Source organism: Aeromicrobium sp. REDSEA-S38_B2, assembly GCF_001628525.1.
In the GTDB taxonomy this organism is placed as follows: Bacteria; Actinomycetota; Actinomycetes; order Propionibacteriales; family Nocardioidaceae; genus Aeromicrobium; species Aeromicrobium erythreum.
On record NZ_LUNH01000001.1, the window covers coordinates 19,861 to 33,313 of the forward strand.

15 protein-coding genes are annotated in these 13,453 nt (G+C 73.3%); 2 read left to right on the forward strand and 13 right to left on the reverse strand.

Features of this window, described 5'->3' with window-relative positions; translation table 11 throughout:
* Positions 1-399 precede the first annotated feature (399 nt).
* Genes A6Q81_RS00085 through A6Q81_RS00100 form a run of 4 tightly spaced genes read right to left on the reverse strand, consistent with a single transcriptional unit; the run spans position 400 to position 3,399 of the window.
* A complete protein-coding gene (locus tag A6Q81_RS00085) occupies positions 400-1,176 on the reverse strand; it encodes a type III pantothenate kinase (protein ID WP_286689108.1) in 777 nt (258 codons plus the stop codon).
* Positions 1,173-1,643 (reverse strand): aspartate 1-decarboxylase, encoded by a 471-nt coding sequence (gene panD, locus A6Q81_RS00090; protein WP_067854425.1) that lies wholly within the window; start codon positions 1,641-1,643, stop codon positions 1,173-1,175. Before panD ends, A6Q81_RS00085 begins: the two co-directional genes overlap by 4 nt.
* Before the next feature lie 2 nt (positions 1,644-1,645).
* Positions 1,646-2,494, reverse strand: coding sequence for a pantoate--beta-alanine ligase (gene panC, locus A6Q81_RS00095; protein WP_286689109.1), 849 nt, complete (start codon positions 2,492-2,494; stop codon positions 1,646-1,648).
* Entirely contained in the window at positions 2,491-3,399 is a 909-nt protein-coding gene (locus tag A6Q81_RS00100) for a Rossmann-like and DUF2520 domain-containing protein (protein WP_067854419.1), read from the reverse strand. Before A6Q81_RS00100 ends, panC begins: the two co-directional genes overlap by 4 nt.
* A 172-nt stretch (positions 3,400-3,571) precedes the next feature.
* On the opposite strand from A6Q81_RS00100, the gene ilvA reads away from it, so the two are divergent.
* Both ilvA and A6Q81_RS00110 read left to right on the forward strand, forming a co-directional pair.
* Positions 3,572-4,861, forward strand: a complete 1,290-nt coding sequence (gene ilvA / locus A6Q81_RS00105; RefSeq protein WP_286689110.1) for a threonine ammonia-lyase IlvA — start codon at positions 3,572-3,574, stop codon at positions 4,859-4,861.
* 32 nt (positions 4,862-4,893) lie between these two features.
* Positions 4,894-6,570 carry a DUF885 domain-containing protein gene (locus A6Q81_RS00110; protein WP_286689111.1) on the forward strand — a complete coding sequence of 559 codons (1,677 nt, stop codon included), beginning with the start codon at positions 4,894-4,896 and terminating at the stop codon, positions 6,568-6,570.
* A gap of 103 nt (positions 6,571-6,673) precedes the next feature.
* Here the strand turns inward: A6Q81_RS00110 and A6Q81_RS00115 are convergent, their stop codons facing one another.
* From A6Q81_RS00115 to A6Q81_RS00155, 9 genes are all read right to left on the reverse strand, one after another.
* Positions 6,674-7,162 (reverse strand): DUF3180 domain-containing protein, encoded by a 489-nt coding sequence (locus A6Q81_RS00115; RefSeq protein ID WP_286689112.1) that lies wholly within the window; start codon positions 7,160-7,162, stop codon positions 6,674-6,676.
* Positions 7,162-7,725, reverse strand: a complete 564-nt coding sequence (folK, locus tag A6Q81_RS00120) for a 2-amino-4-hydroxy-6-hydroxymethyldihydropteridine diphosphokinase (protein ID WP_067854409.1) — start codon at positions 7,723-7,725, stop codon at positions 7,162-7,164. Before folK ends, A6Q81_RS00115 begins: the two co-directional genes overlap by 1 nt.
* Positions 7,722-8,099 carry a dihydroneopterin aldolase gene (gene folB, locus A6Q81_RS00125; RefSeq protein WP_253027095.1) on the reverse strand — a complete coding sequence of 126 codons (378 nt, stop codon included), beginning with the start codon at positions 8,097-8,099 and terminating at the stop codon, positions 7,722-7,724. The genes folK and folB overlap by 4 nt, the downstream gene beginning before the upstream one ends.
* A gap of 11 nt (positions 8,100-8,110) precedes the next feature.
* Positions 8,111-8,560, reverse strand: a complete 450-nt coding sequence (locus A6Q81_RS00130) for a nuclear transport factor 2 family protein (protein WP_253027096.1) — start codon at positions 8,558-8,560, stop codon at positions 8,111-8,113.
* Positions 8,550-9,368, reverse strand: a complete 819-nt coding sequence (folP, locus tag A6Q81_RS00135) for a dihydropteroate synthase (RefSeq protein ID WP_286689118.1) — start codon at positions 9,366-9,368, stop codon at positions 8,550-8,552. Before folP ends, A6Q81_RS00130 begins: the two co-directional genes overlap by 11 nt.
* An 88-nt stretch (positions 9,369-9,456) precedes the next feature.
* On the reverse strand, positions 9,457-10,032 hold the full coding sequence (gene folE / locus A6Q81_RS00140; RefSeq protein WP_286689113.1) for a GTP cyclohydrolase I FolE: 576 nt from the start codon (positions 10,030-10,032) through the stop codon (positions 9,457-9,459).
* Between the two features lie 103 nt (positions 10,033-10,135).
* Positions 10,136-12,178, reverse strand: coding sequence for an ATP-dependent zinc metalloprotease FtsH (ftsH, locus tag A6Q81_RS00145; RefSeq protein ID WP_286689114.1), 2,043 nt, complete (start codon positions 12,176-12,178; stop codon positions 10,136-10,138).
* A 181-nt stretch (positions 12,179-12,359) separates the two neighbouring features.
* The gene (hpt, locus tag A6Q81_RS00150; RefSeq protein ID WP_286689115.1) at positions 12,360-12,923 is read right to left on the reverse strand and encodes a hypoxanthine phosphoribosyltransferase; all 564 of its coding nucleotides are present in this window, start codon (positions 12,921-12,923) and stop codon (positions 12,360-12,362) included.
* 85 nt (positions 12,924-13,008) lie between these two features.
* On the reverse strand, positions 13,009-13,453 hold a 445-nt coding region (locus A6Q81_RS00155; protein ID WP_286689116.1), incomplete at its 5' end, for a TilS substrate-binding domain-containing protein.

Consider the following 13,453-nt stretch of genomic DNA (forward strand, 5'->3'; position numbering starts at 1 on the left):
CGCTGGTCGAGTCGTCCGACCGGCGACACGCTCCGCTGGTCGAGCAGCTGCCACGCGCTGGGGGCACCTCCCGCTTGCGGGGGCGGAACGAGCGCCTTGAATGCGTATCGAGACCACCCGGCAACCGCCCAGCGCGAACCAATCCCCAGCGACAGCCCAGAGTGGTCTCGATACGTCTCCGCCAGCTCCTCCGTCGCAGCGTCGACTACTCGACCAGCAAAGGATTCCGCTGGTCGAGTAGCAGGGACGAGCTTGCGAGGTCCCTGCGTATCGAGACCACCCGGCAACAGCCCAGCGCGAGCCAACCCCCAGCGACAGCCCAGAGTGGTCTCGATACGCCCGACCGAGCTCCTTCGTCGCCGCTCGGCCTACTCGACCAGCGAGACTCTCCGCTGGGGGTCAGTGGTTCTTCTCGTGCACCAGACGCAGACCGGTGAGGGTCAGCCACGGGTCGCGCGTGGTGATGCTCGTGCAGTGGTCCAGCACGACGTCCGCGTAGGCGCCGGTCGCGATCACGGCGACGTCGTCGGGGTCGGCCCCCAGCGACTCGATGATGCGGTCGACCATCCCGTCCACCAGGCCCGCGAAGCCGTAGACCGCGCCCGACTGCACCGCCTCGACGGTGTTCTTGCCGATGACGTCGCGCGGCACCGCCAGCTCCACGGCGCGCAGCTGCGCGCCGCGGCGGGCCAGGGCCTCCAACGACAGCTCGACCGCCGGCGCGATGGCACCCCCTACATAGCGGTTCCGTTCGTCGACGACGTCGAAGATCGTCGCGGTGCCGTTCATGTCGACCACGACCGCCGGCCCCCCGTACACCTCGGCCGCGGCGAGCGCGTTGACGATGCGGTCGGCACCGACCTCCCGCGGGTTGTCGGTGTGGATCGGGATGCCCGTCTTCACGCCGGGGCCGACGATCGAGACCGGCAGGCCCGCGTAGTAGCGCTCGAGCATCGCCTTGAGCTCGACCTGGATCGACGGGACCGTGCAGCACATCGCCACGGCCTCCACGTCGGCCAGACCAGCGGCGCGCACGAACCCGTGCGCCAGCAGGTGCCACTCGTCGGCGGTCCGCTGCGTCTGCGACGACACGGTCCAGTGCTCGACGAGACGCTCGCCGTCGAACGCGCCGATGACGGACTGGCTGTTGCCGACGTCGAGCGCCAGCAGGGTCACCGGGCCGCCCCCACCGCCTGCGACCCCGCAGCGCCGCCGTGCGCCACGAGCGGGTTCTCGACGACGTCACCACGGACGAGACCGGAGCCCGGCAGTGCCTCGGCGGGGTCGGAGCCCGTGCCGATCACGCGGTTCTCGGAGTCGACGAACACGACGCTCGGCTGGAACTCGCGTGCCTCGGCGTCCTCCATCTGGCCGTAGGCGATGAGGATCACCAGGTCGCCCGGGTGCACCAGGCGCGCGGCGGCACCGTTGATGCCGATCACGCCGGAGCCGCGCTCGCCCGCGATCGTGTAGGTGACGAGCCGGGCACCGTTGTCGATGTCGACGATGTGCACGAGCTCGCCGGGGAGCAGGTTGGCGGCGTCGAGCAGGTCGGCGTCGACGGTCACCGAGCCGACGTAGTGCAGGTCGGCCTGCGTGATCGTGGCGCGGTGGATCTTCGACGTCATCATCGTGCGGAGCATGGTCAGGGTCCCTTTCTGAGCACCACGGGCTGGTTGTCGAGCAGGCGCGTGGTGCCGACCCTGGCTGCCACCAGGATCCGCGCCTCCCCCTCGTACGTGTCGTCGACGGCACCGAGCAACGGGTCGGTGACGACGAGGTAGTCGACGTCGACGCCGTCGGCGGCGTCCAGCACCTCGCGGGCGGCCTTCAGCACGGCGTCGGCACCGACGGTCGCCTGCTCGACCCCGACCCGCAGGGCGCGGGACAGGGCCAGGGCGTGGTCGTGCTGCTCGGACGTCAGGTACGCGTTGCGCGAGCTGAGCGCCAGGCCGTCGGCCTCGCGGACGATGGGGTGGCCGACGACCTCGACGTCGAGCACGAGGTCGCGCACCATGCGGCGCACGAGCGCGAGCTGCTGGAAGTCCTTGTCGCCGAAGACGGCGACGTCGGGACGCACCAGCGCGAACAGCTTCGCGACGACGGTCAGCACCCCGCGGAAGTGGGTGGGCCGGGCCGCGCCCTCGAGCACCTGGCCGAGCGGACCCGGGTCGAGCGTCACGGCGTCGTCGAGGCCTCCGGGATAGACCTCGTCGACGTCGGGCGCGAACACCACGTCGACGCCCTCCTGCGCGCAGACCCGCAGGTCGGCATCGAGGGTGCGGGGGTAGGCGTCGAGGTCCTCGCCGGGCCCGAACTGCGTGGGATTGACGAAGATCGAGACGACCAGCGTGTCGCCGAGGGGGCGGGCGTGCCGCATGAGGCGGGCGTGGCCGTCGTGCAGGGCTCCCATCGTCGGCACGAACGCGACCCGGCCGGAGACGGCGAGTGCTGCACGCAGCTCTGCCCGGGTGCGGGCGACGACGGGCGTCATCGCACGGGCCCGGACACGCGGGGGCGCTCGTCGAGCGCGGCGTCGAGCACGGCGGCGGTGGCCGGGTCGAGGCGGCCGTCGGCGGCTGCCCGCTCGGTGGTGGCGTGCGCCATGGCCACGTAGGCGTCGCGCGTCGACGACGGCTCCGTGGCGAGCGCGTCGACGTGGGCGCGGACCGTGGTGACGTCGCCGCGTGCGATCGGGCCGGTGAGCGCGGCGTCGCCGAGGTCGAGCGCGTTGTCGAGGGCGGCCTCGAGCAGCGGACGCAGGATGGTCGCCGCCTCGGCGCCTGCCCCGATGCCCTGGAGCAGGTCGCGGGCCTGGGCGACGAGGGTGACGAGGTGGTTCGCGCCGTGGCTCAGCGCGGCGTGGTAGCGCACGCGGTCGGCGTCGTCGATCCACACGGGCGTGCCACCCAGGACCGCCGCGAGGTCCTCGGCCAGCGCTCGCTCGGTGTCGGCGGCGGTGAGCCCCATTGCGCACCCGCGGCCGAGGTCGACGGCCGAGCCGGTGAACGTCATGGCCGGGTGCAGGGCGACCGCGCGGGCGCCGACGCGCGTGGCGGCGCTCAGTGCGTCGAGCCCGTGCCGGCCGCTGGTGTGCACGACGACCTGCCCGGGCCGCAGGACCGTCGACAGCTCCTCGCAGACCGCCACGAGGGCGTCGTCGGGGACGGCCAGGACGAGCACGTCGCAGTCGGCGGCGACGTCGGCGGCGGGACGCACGGGCACCTCGGGGACGAGCGTGCGGGCCCGCAGCAGCGACGCCTGCGAGCGGGCGCTGATGCCGACGACCGGACGGCCGGCGGCGTGCAGGCGGGCGGCGACGACGGAGCCGACGCGGCCGGCGCCGACGACACCGTAGGCGTGCGGGCGCGCGGGTGCGTGCGGACGGGGGTGCGTCATGGTGGTGCCTCTCGTTCCAGTCCCGCGAGCGGGTACCAGACTGTTGACGGCCTCAGTCTACGACCGGGCACGCAGGCCGCACAGGGTGCACGGGGTGTCGCGGGTCACACGGTCCGCGTGGGCGTGCACGGGTGCTGCCGTGCGCCGCCGGGCGGTCGGGTAGACAGGCTGCATGAGCACGGACGCAGCACGGCCCCGCGAGACCGCGGCGCGGGTGACGGCCGACGACGTCGACGCGGCCGCCGAGCGCCTCGCCGGGGTCGTCTCCACCACGCCCGTCGAGCGCAGCGTCCGGCTCAGCGAGCGGACCGGCGCGCACGTGTGGCTGAAGCGCGAGGACCTCCAGGTGGTCCGCTCCTACAAGGCGCGGGGCGCCTACAACCTCATCGCCCAGCTCGACGCCGAGGCCCGCGCGGCGGGCGTGGTGACGGCGAGTGCCGGCAACCACGCCCAGGGCGTGGCCTTCGCGTGCGCGGCGCTCGGCGTCCGGGGCCGGGTGCACCTGCCTCGCACGACACCGCGCCAGAAGCGCGACCGGATCGCGTCGATCGGCGGCGACGCGATCGAGATGATCCTCGACGGCGAGACGTACGACGACGTGTCGGCCGCGGCGGCCGACGAGGCGCTGCAGGGCGCGACGCTCGTGCCGGCGTTCGACGACCCGCGCACGATCGCCGGCCAGGGCACGGTGCTGCGCGAGGCGTTCGACCAGCTCGCCGCGCTGGGCGAGCCGCTCCCCGACGTCGTCGTGGTCCCCGTGGGCGGCGGCGGTCTGCTCGCCGGCAGCGTCGCGTGGCTGCGCGAGCGGCACCCGCACGTGCGCGTGGTCGGCGTGGAGCCCGCGGGCGCGACGTCGATGGCTGCGGCGCTCGAGGCGGGCGAGCCGGTGACCCTCCAGACGATCGACACCTTCGTCGACGGCGCGGCCGTGCGACGGGTCGGTCGGCACACGTTCGACACGGTGGCCGGGTCGGCGCCGACCATGCTCTCGGTCCCGGAGGGGCGCATCTGCAGCGAGATGCTCGACCTGTACCAGAGCGACGGCATCATCGCAGAGCCCGCGGGCGCCCTGGCGACCGCGTCGCTCGGCGGGGCACTGGACGTGGAGCCGGGCTCGCGCGTGCTGTGCATCCTGTCCGGCGGCAACAACGACGTCAGCCGCTACGCGGACGTCGTGGAGCGGGCGCTCGTCCACGAGGGCCGCAAGCACTACTTCCTGGTCGAGTTCCCGCAGGAGCCGGGCGCGCTGCGCCGCTTCCTCGACGAGGTGCTCGGCCCCGACGACGACATCACGCTGTTCGAGTACGTGAAGCACTCCAACCGCGAGACCGGACCCGCGCTGGTCGGCGTGGAGCTGAGCCGCGCCGAGGACCTCGCGGGCCTGCTGGAGCGCATGGACGCCGCACCCCCGCGCATCGAGCGGATCGAGAGCGAGAGCCCGCTGTTCCGCTTCCTGCTCTGACCGAGAGCACGACCCCGAGGAGAGGACGATCGATGACCGACACCACGCACGAGGGCCCGGCTGCGCGGACACCGTCGGCGGTCGACGCCGTCGCCGAGGAGTGGCTCGAGACGATGCTCGCGCTGCAGCCGGAGTGGCACGTGTCGCTCGGTCGACCCGGTCGCGAGGGCGAGTACACCGACCTGTCCCCTGACGGGCACGCCGCGTTCGCCGACGCCGCCCGCGCCGCCCGACGCCGGCTCGACGACGTGCCGGTCGTCGACGCGGTCGACACGGTGACGCACGCGGAGCTCGTGCGGGTGCTCGACCTGACGCTGGAGGAGCACGCGGCGGGCACGTGGCGCAGCGACCTCAACGTCATCGCGTCGCCGGTCCAGGGCGTGCGCGACGTGTTCGACCTGATGCCGCGCGACGGCGTCGACGACTGGTCGCACGTGGCGACGCGTCTGTCCCGCGTGCCCGCGGCGCTGGCCGGCTACGTCGCGTCGCTGCGCGAGGGTGTGCGCGCGGACGACGCCCCGGCGCGTCGCCAGGTGGTCGAGGTCGCCGAGCAGGCCCACCGCCAGGCCGCGGCCGGCGCATTCTTCGACGACCTCGCCGCGTCGGCGGCGGGCGCCGGGCTGCCGGACGCCCTGCTCGCCGACGTGCGGCGCGGGGCGGACGGCGCCCGCGCGGCGTACGCGGACCTGGCGGGCTTCCTGCGCGAGGAGCTGCTGCCGGCGGCGCGGGAGCGCGACGCGTGCGGTCGCGACCGCTACGCCCTCGCGTCGCGCGGTTTCCTGGGCGCCGAGGTCGACCTCGACGAGACCTACGCGTGGGGCCTGGAGGAGCTCGACCGGATGGTGCGCGAGCAGGAGGCCGTCGCGCGCGAGGTGCTGCCGGGCGCCACGGTCGCGGAGGCGGTGGCGCACCTGGAGTCGTCGCCGGAGCACCGGCTGGTCGGCACCGACGCCCTGCAGGCGTGGATGCAGGAGACGAGCGACCGCGCCGTCGAGGAGCTCGGCCGCACCCACTTCGACGTCCCCGAGGTCATGCGCACCCTCGAGTGCCGCATCGCCCCCACGCAGGAGGGCGGGATCTACTACACGCCGCCGAGCGACGACTTCGCCCGGCCGGGTCGGATGTGGTGGAGCGTGCCGGAGGGCGTGACCGAGTTCGACACGTGGCGCGAGCTGACGACCGTCTACCACGAGGGCGTCCCGGGCCACCACCTCCAGTGCGGGTACGCGGCCTGGAACGCGGCCGAGCTGAACGCGTGGCGTCGTGGCGCGTTGTGGACGTCGGGCCACGGGGAGGGCTGGGCGCTGTACGCGGAGCGTCTGATGGCCGACCTCGGCTACCTCGACGCGCCCGCCGACCGGCTCGGCATGCTCGACGGCCAGCGGATGCGCGCGGCGCGCGTGGTGCTCGACCTCGGCGTCCACCTGGAGCGGCCGCGTCCGGACGGCCAGGGCCCCTGGACGGCCGAGTACGCCTTCGACTTCATGGCGCAGCACGTGAACATGAACGAGCCGTTCGTCCGCTTCGAGGTCAACCGCTACCTCGGCTGGCCCGGACAGGCGCCGAGCTACAAGGTCGGGCAGCGGATCTGGGAGCAGGTGCGCGACGCCTGGGTCGCGACCCACGGCCCCGACCTGCGCACCTTCCACCGCCAGGCCCTCAGCCTCGGCTCCGTCGGCCTCGACACCCTCCGGTCCGCGCTGGCCTGAGCGCGCACCACGTCCCCGCGACCTCCCCGCGATCTGTGGAGTTGTCGACGAAAGCTCGTCACGGTTCCGTCGTCAACTCCACAGAACACGAGGACGGGGACGGCTACGCAGGCGTCGCGGCGCCCGGGGGCGCGTCGTCGTCCTCGTCGTCGGGCTGCGGGAGGTGGAGGGCGCGCTCCAGGACGAGCGCGGCGAGGAGGAGCAGCAGGCCCGCGACGGCGGCAGCGGCGCCCTGCAGGACGCGGTCCTGCCCGAACATGGTGTCCCAGTCACGGACGAACGAGAGCGCGACGCCGCCGTAGGCGCCCAGCGACAGCCCCCCGACGATGCAGCAGGCCTTCGCGAGGGCCAGCAGCGTCATGGCGTGCTGCGACGTCATGCGCTCCTTGCGCCGGTGCAGGCTCTGCCAGGTGCTCCACGCGATCAGCGCGACGATGACGGCGAGGCCGAGGAGCAGCAGCGTGACGAGCCAGCCCGGGCGAGGCGGCGAGGCACCGAGACGCACCGACACCGGCCTGATGGCCGAGCCCACCAGCAGCCCGAGGGCCACGAGGGCGGCGACGTGGACGGCGGTCGTCCGTCCCTCGGTCATCACAGAAGGATCTCGAGGTCCTCTCGCCGGACGACGCCGGTCGTGTCGACGTCGCCGACGAGGTCGGCCACGAAGCCCTGACCCGGGATCTCGCCCTCGGGGTCGATCTCGAGCCACGGCAGCAGCACGAACGCCCGCTCGTGCGCGCGCGGGTGCGGCAGGGTGAGCGTCTCGTCGTCCGCGACCCGGTCGCCGACGACGACGAGGTCGACGTCGAGGGTGCGCGGGGCGCCCGGCTCGGAGCGCTCGCGGCCGAAGGCGTCCTCGATCGCGTGCGCGCGGTCCAGCAGCGTGTGCACCGTGAGGGTGGTGTCGATGAGGACGACCGCGTTGAGGAACGGTCCGGAGCCCTCAGGGGCCCCGACCGGCTGCGTCTCGTAGACGGAGGAGACGGAGACGACCTGCACCTCGGGCGTGTCCTCGAGCGCGGAGACGGCGCCCTGCAGCCGGTTCAGACGATCCCCGAGGTTGGAGCCGATCGAGATGACGGCCTGGCGGATGGGACGCATCCCGCCCGTCATGGTGTCGGCGTCCAGCACGTAGGGCGTGGGCGATTCGGTCACTGGTGGCTCCGCTCTATCGTCACGCTGACGTCGGAGAACGTCACCGCGATGGGCGCTTGGGGCTTGTGCACGGTCACGCTCGCCCACTCGACGGACGGGCGTGCCAGACACCAGTCCACCATACGGAGCGCAAGCGTCTCAATCAGGTCCACCGGCTCCCCCGTGAGCACCGCGAGCACGTGGTCGGCGACGTCGGCGTAGCTGACGGTGGCCGTCAGGTCGTCGCTGCGACCCGCCGCGCCGAGGTCGAGGCCCAGGCTCACGTCGACGACGAAGGTCTGGCCGAACGCGCGCTCGTGCTCGAGCACGCCGTGGTGCCCGAACGCGGTCACCCCGGTCAGGTCGATGCGGTCGAGTCCCTCCGGACAGGTCATCGGGTGCCTCCTCAGGCCGGGTCGGTCATCCCGGGCTCCTGCGGGGCCTCGGGGTCGATGTCGAGCACGGGCGACGCGTGCCGCGACCAGAACCGCCAGTCGCCGCCGGAGCGGACGAGCACGGACGTGCAGACGGCCTTGCCGCCCGCGAACTGCTCGGGCGACTCGGTGCCCTCGCCCGACAAGATGTTCTCGGTGCAGGTGACGACGGCGAGGTCGGCGTTCGGGCCGAGCGGCCACGCGACCTGGACGTCGGTCAGGAAGAACTGGATGTACTCGACGTTGGCCATCAGCAGCGTCCACGACCTCAGCACCGTCTCGGTGCCCTCCAGCGCCTCGGCGCCGGGGTGCACGCAGGTGACGCTGGGCGAGTCGACCCAGAGCGACGCCATCAGGTCGACGTCGCCGGACTCGATCGCGTCGTAGAACGCGCGGTGCCGCACGAGCACCTCACTCGCCATGGTCGGCGCCGTCCTGCTCACGGGCGACCCGGGCGACGACGCGCACGGCGTCGACCGAGGCGGCGACCTCGTGGACGCGCACCGCCCACGCGCCGTGCAGCGCGGCGAGGGTGGTCAGTGCGAGGGTGGCGGACTCGCGGCCCTCGGTCGGGCGCAGCGTCCCGTCGGGGTCGGCCAGCAGCTCGCCGAGGAAGCGCTTGCGGCTCGCGGCCACGAGCACCGGGTGCCCCAGCCCGACGAACGCGGCGAGGTCGCCGAGCACCGTCCAGTTCTGGGCGCCGGTCTTGGAGAAGCCCAGCCCCGGGTCGACCACGATCCGCTCCGCGTCGACCCCGGCGGCGAGGGCGTCGTCGATCCGGTCGCGCAGCTCGTGCAGCACGTCGGCGACGACGTCGTCGTAGTGCGTGAGGTCCTGCATCCGGTCCGAGTGCCCGCGCCAGTGCATGAGCACGAGGGGCGCGTCGCGCTCGGCCACCAGGGGGACCATGGCGGGGTCGGCACGACCGCCCGAGACGTCGTTGACCAGGGCCGCTCCGGCGTCGAGCGCAGCCTCGGCCACCGCCGCCCGCATCGTGTCCACGGACACGGCGTGCCCCTCCTCGGCGAGGGCACGCACGACCGGGACGACGCGTCGCAGCTCCTCCTCGAGGTCGACGCGCACCGCGCCGGGCCGGGTGGACTCCCCGCCCACGTCGACGACGTCGGCGCCCGCCGCGACCAGCTCGCGGCCGTGCTGCACGGCGCGGGCGGGGTCGAACCAGCGTCCGCCGTCGGAGAAGGAGTCGGGCGTGACGTTGACGACGCCCATGACCCGGCAGCGCCCGATCGGCTCCAGCACGGCGGGGCCGTCCAGGGTGGGGCCGTGCGGGCTCGGGGGCGTCACGGGACGGGCTCCGTCACCGGCGCGTCCCGGCGGTGATCAGGCCCATCGCCTCGGCGCGGGTGGCGGGGTCGCGCAGCTGGCCGCGGACGGCGCTCGTGACCGTGCGCGCCCCCCCCTTGCGGACGCCGCGCATGGCCATGCAGAGGTGCTCGGCCTCGATGACGACGATGACGCCGCGCGGCTCGAGCACGTCGGTCAGCGCGTCGGCGATCTGGGTCGTGAGCCGCTCCTGCACCTGCGGGCGACGGGCGAAGACGTCGACGAGGCGCGCCAGCTTGGACAGCCCGGTCACGAAGCCGTCCGCCCGGGGGATGTAGCCGACGTGGGCGACGCCGGTGAACGGCACGAGGTGGTGCTCGCACATCGACCAGAGCTCGATGTCCTTCACGAGCACCAGCTCGTCGTGGCCGACGTCGAACGTGGCGGTGAGGACCTCGCGCGGGTCCTGGTCGAGGCCGGCGAGGAGCTCGTTGTAGGACCGGGCGACCCGGGCCGGTGTCTCCTTGAGGCCGTCGCGGTCGGGGTCCTCGCCCACCGCGATGAGCAGCTCACGCACTGCTGCCTCGGCCCGCGCCAGATCCACCGTCATGCCAGTTCTCCTGTCGAGGTACCGCGGCCCGGCCGCGCCGGTGCGGTGGGCGCCCGGTGCGCCCGCCCGTCGATCATGCCGTCGCGCCGGTCGGGGCGCACGCTCAGGCGGTGCCGGGACCGACCGGCCCCTGCGGGCCGGGATCGGTGGGCTGGGCCGGGTCGGCCGGCGGGGGCGCGTCGGGGCCGGAGTCGGGTCCGACGACGATGCCGGTGTCGGGCTCGGCGTCCTTGAGGCGCGTGGCCTCGGGAGCCTCCACCGGCGGCCGGTCCGAGGGCTGACGGGTGTCGGAGCCGGTCCAGGCCGGACGGACCTCGCGACGGCGCAGCGGCTCGAAGATCCGAGCAACCTCGGCCTTGTCGAGCGTCTCCTTCTCCATGAGCTCGAGCACGAGGGCGTCGAGGACGTCGCGGTTGTCCTCGAGGATGTCGAAGGCCTCCTGGTGCGCGTGCGCGATGAGGGAGCTGACCTCCTCGTCGACGATCGCGGCGACCCGCTCGGAGTAGTCCCGCGAGTGGCCCATGCCCATGCCGCCGCCGAGGAACGGCTGGCTGTTGTCGCTGCCGAGCTTGATCGCGCCGACGCGCTCGCTCATGCCGTACTGCGTCACCATCGCGCGGGCCAGTCCCGTGGCCTTCTCGATGTCGTTGCCGGCACCGGTGGTCGGGTTGTGGAAGACCAGCTCCTCGGCCGCGCGGCCGCCGAGCATGTAGGCCAGCTTGTCCTGCAGCTCGGCGCGCGTCTGGCTGTACTTGTCCTCGTCGGGCAGCACCATGGTGTAGCCGAGGGCCCGGCCGCGCGGGAGGATCGTGATCTTGTGCACCGGGTCGCTCTGCGGGAGCGCCGCGGCCACGAGCGCGTGACCGCCCTCGTGGTACGCCGTGACGAGCCGCTCGTGCTCGTTCATGAGGCGCGTGCGCTTCTGCGGGCCGGCCATGACGCGGTCGATCGCCTCGTCGAGCGCGGCGTCGGTGATGACCTTCTGGTTGCTGCGGGCCGTGAGCAGCGCGGCCTCGTTGAGCACGTTCGCGAGGTCGGCGCCGCTGAAGCCGGGGGTCCGGCGCGCGACGCTGGACAGGTCGACGCCGGGGCCGATCGGCTTGCCGCGCGCGTGGACCTTGAGGATCGTCTCGCGACCCTTGAGGTCGGGCGCCTCGACGCCGATCTGCCGGTCGAAGCGGCCGGGACGCAGGAGCGCCGGGTCGAGCACGTCGGGGCGGTTCGTCGCGGCGATGAGGATGACGCCGCCGCGCACGTCGAAGCCGTCCATCTCGACGAGGAGCTGGTTGAGGGTCTGCTCGCGCTCGTCGTGCCCGCCGCCCATGCCGGTGCCGCGGTGGCGTCCGACGGCGTCGATCTCGTCGATGAAGACGATCGCGGGCGCGTTCTCCTTGGCCTGCTCGAAGAGGTCGCGGACCCGGCTGGCGCCGACGCCCACGAACATCTCGACGAAGTCGGAGCCGGAGATCGAGTAGAACGGCACGCCGGCCTCGCCGGCCACCGCGCGCGCGAGCAGCGTCTTGCCGGTGCCGGGCGGGCCGTAGAGCAGCACGCCCTTGGGGATCTTGGCGCCGACCGCCTGGAACTTCGCGGGCTCCTGCAGGAACTCCTTGATCTCGCCGAGCTCCTCGATGGCCTCGTCGCAGCCGGCGACGTCGGCGAACGTGGTCTGCGGGGTGTCCTTCGTGATCAGCTTGGCGCGCGACTTGGCGAACTTCATGAAGCCACCGCCGCCGCCCTGGAAGCGGGACATGAAGAACAGGAAGATGCCGACGAGCAGCAGGATCGGCAGGATCGAGCTGGCCAGGTAGGTCAGGAAGCCGGTCGTCGGGACCTTGACGTCGAAGGTCTTGAGCTTCTTGGCCGCGACCTGCGCCTCGGCCTTCTCGATGAGGCGCTCGCCCTGGCCGTCGAGGAACTTGGCGCGCACCTTGGTGCCGTCGTCGAGCGTGGCCTGGATGTCCTGGTCGCCCTGGACGAACGTGACCTCGCTGATCCGGCCGTCGTCGAGGTAGCCGACCATCGAGGCCGTGCGGACCTCCTTGTAGCCGTCGGCGCGACCGGACAGCTGGAGGGTGACGACGACGAGGACGAGGATGAGGACGATCCACACCCAGGGACCGCGGAACAGGCGCTTGGCGTTCATGGCACGGCCCGCAGACGGGCCACTCCTCCTCGTGTGCTCGGTCGGCGGACTCCCCCGCCGACACAGGGAACCGTACACGCCGGGGGGAATCCCGACCCGCCGATCTCCCACTCCTGCAACGTCGTGGGCACGCCCGACGTTCCCGCGGTACGTCCGCCGCTCCGCGCAGCGCGCCCGCCGGTCAGGAGTAGACGTGCGGGGCGAGCGTGCCGATGCTGCGCAGGTTGCGGTAGCGCTCGGCGTAGTCGAGGCCGTAGCCCACGACGAAGGCGTTGGGGATGTCGAAGCCGACGTACTTGACGTCGACCTCCATCTGCAGGGCGTCGGGCTTGCGCAGGAGGGTGGCGATCTCCACCGAAGCCGGGCCGCGCGAGCGCAGGTTGGTGACGAGCCACGACAGGGTGAGGCCGGTGTCGATGATGTCCTCGACGATGAGGACGTGGCGGCCGGAGATGTCGGCGTCGAGGTCCTTGAGGATGCGCACGACCCCGGACGACGTGGTGCCGGACCCGTAGGAGGAGACCGCCATCCAGTCCATCTCGACGTGCCGGTCGAAGCTGCGGGCGAGGTCGGCCATCACCATCACCGCGCCCTTGAGCACGCCGACCAGGAGCAGGTCGCGGCCCTCGTAGTCGGCCTCGACCTCCCGGGCGATCTCCTGGAGACGCCCGATGATCTGGTCCTCGGTGAACAGGGTCTGGTCGAGGTCGAGGTCGAGGTCGGACTCGACGTGCTGGAGGTCCACGACGCCAGCCTGCCACAGGAGCGGCCACCGAGGGGCCCAGCCCCCTCCCCCGTCCTGCCGTGGAGCGGCCGCGCGGACCTGCCCGTCAGGGCCGCTGCAGGCGTCCGTCGCTGCGGCGGACCGCGACGTGGCCGGGCAGCTCGACGCGCTGCTGCCCGCGCCAGTCGGTGACGAGCCGGTCGAGGGCGGCGAGGTGGCTCGCGGCGAGCTCGCCCGGCCGTGCGCCGAGCTCCAGGGCCAGTCGGCGCAGCACCCGCGAACGAAGCGCGGGCGACAGCGCGGCCAGCGTCGCGACGTCGGCCGGGTCGGCGACCTCGTCGGCGAGCGCGTCGAGCAGGGCGGTGTCGTCGCGCAGCTGGCCGGCGGTACGCGCGAGCGCCTCGGCGACGCCGCCGCCGAGGACGTCGTCGAGCAGCGGCAGCACCTCGTGACGCACCCGGACCCTCCGGAGCGAGGGGTCGCGGTTGTGCGGGTCGTCCCACCAGCGCAGGTCGTGCGCGGTGCAGACGGCCTCGGTGTCGGCGCGGCGC

What these genes read in the sequence shown, in the direction of transcription:
- panD (WP_067854425.1), bottom strand. Translation starts at nt 1,643, where the DNA reads ATGCTCCGCACGATGATGACGTCGAAGATCCACCGCGCCACGATCACG.
- panC (WP_286689109.1), bottom strand. Translation starts at nt 2,494, where the DNA reads ATGACGCCCGTCGTCGCCCGCACCCGGGCAGAGCTGCGTGCAGCACTC.
- A6Q81_RS00100 (WP_067854419.1), bottom strand. Translation starts at nt 3,399, where the DNA reads ATGACGCACCCCCGTCCGCACGCACCCGCGCGCCCGCACGCCTACGGT.
- ilvA (WP_286689110.1), top strand. Translation starts at nt 3,572, where the DNA reads ATGAGCACGGACGCAGCACGGCCCCGCGAGACCGCGGCGCGGGTGACG.
- A6Q81_RS00110 (WP_286689111.1), top strand. Translation starts at nt 4,894, where the DNA reads ATGACCGACACCACGCACGAGGGCCCGGCTGCGCGGACACCGTCGGCG.
- A6Q81_RS00115 (WP_286689112.1), bottom strand. Translation starts at nt 7,162, where the DNA reads ATGACCGAGGGACGGACGACCGCCGTCCACGTCGCCGCCCTCGTGGCC.
- folB (WP_253027095.1), bottom strand. Translation starts at nt 8,099, where the DNA reads ATGACCTGTCCGGAGGGACTCGACCGCATCGACCTGACCGGGGTGACC.
- A6Q81_RS00130 (WP_253027096.1), bottom strand. Translation starts at nt 8,560, where the DNA reads ATGGCGAGTGAGGTGCTCGTGCGGCACCGCGCGTTCTACGACGCGATC.
- folP (WP_286689118.1), bottom strand. Translation starts at nt 9,368, where the DNA reads ATGGGCGTCGTCAACGTCACGCCCGACTCCTTCTCCGACGGCGGACGC.
- folE (WP_286689113.1), bottom strand. Translation starts at nt 10,032, where the DNA reads ATGACGGTGGATCTGGCGCGGGCCGAGGCAGCAGTGCGTGAGCTGCTC.
- ftsH (WP_286689114.1), bottom strand. Translation starts at nt 12,178, where the DNA reads ATGAACGCCAAGCGCCTGTTCCGCGGTCCCTGGGTGTGGATCGTCCTC.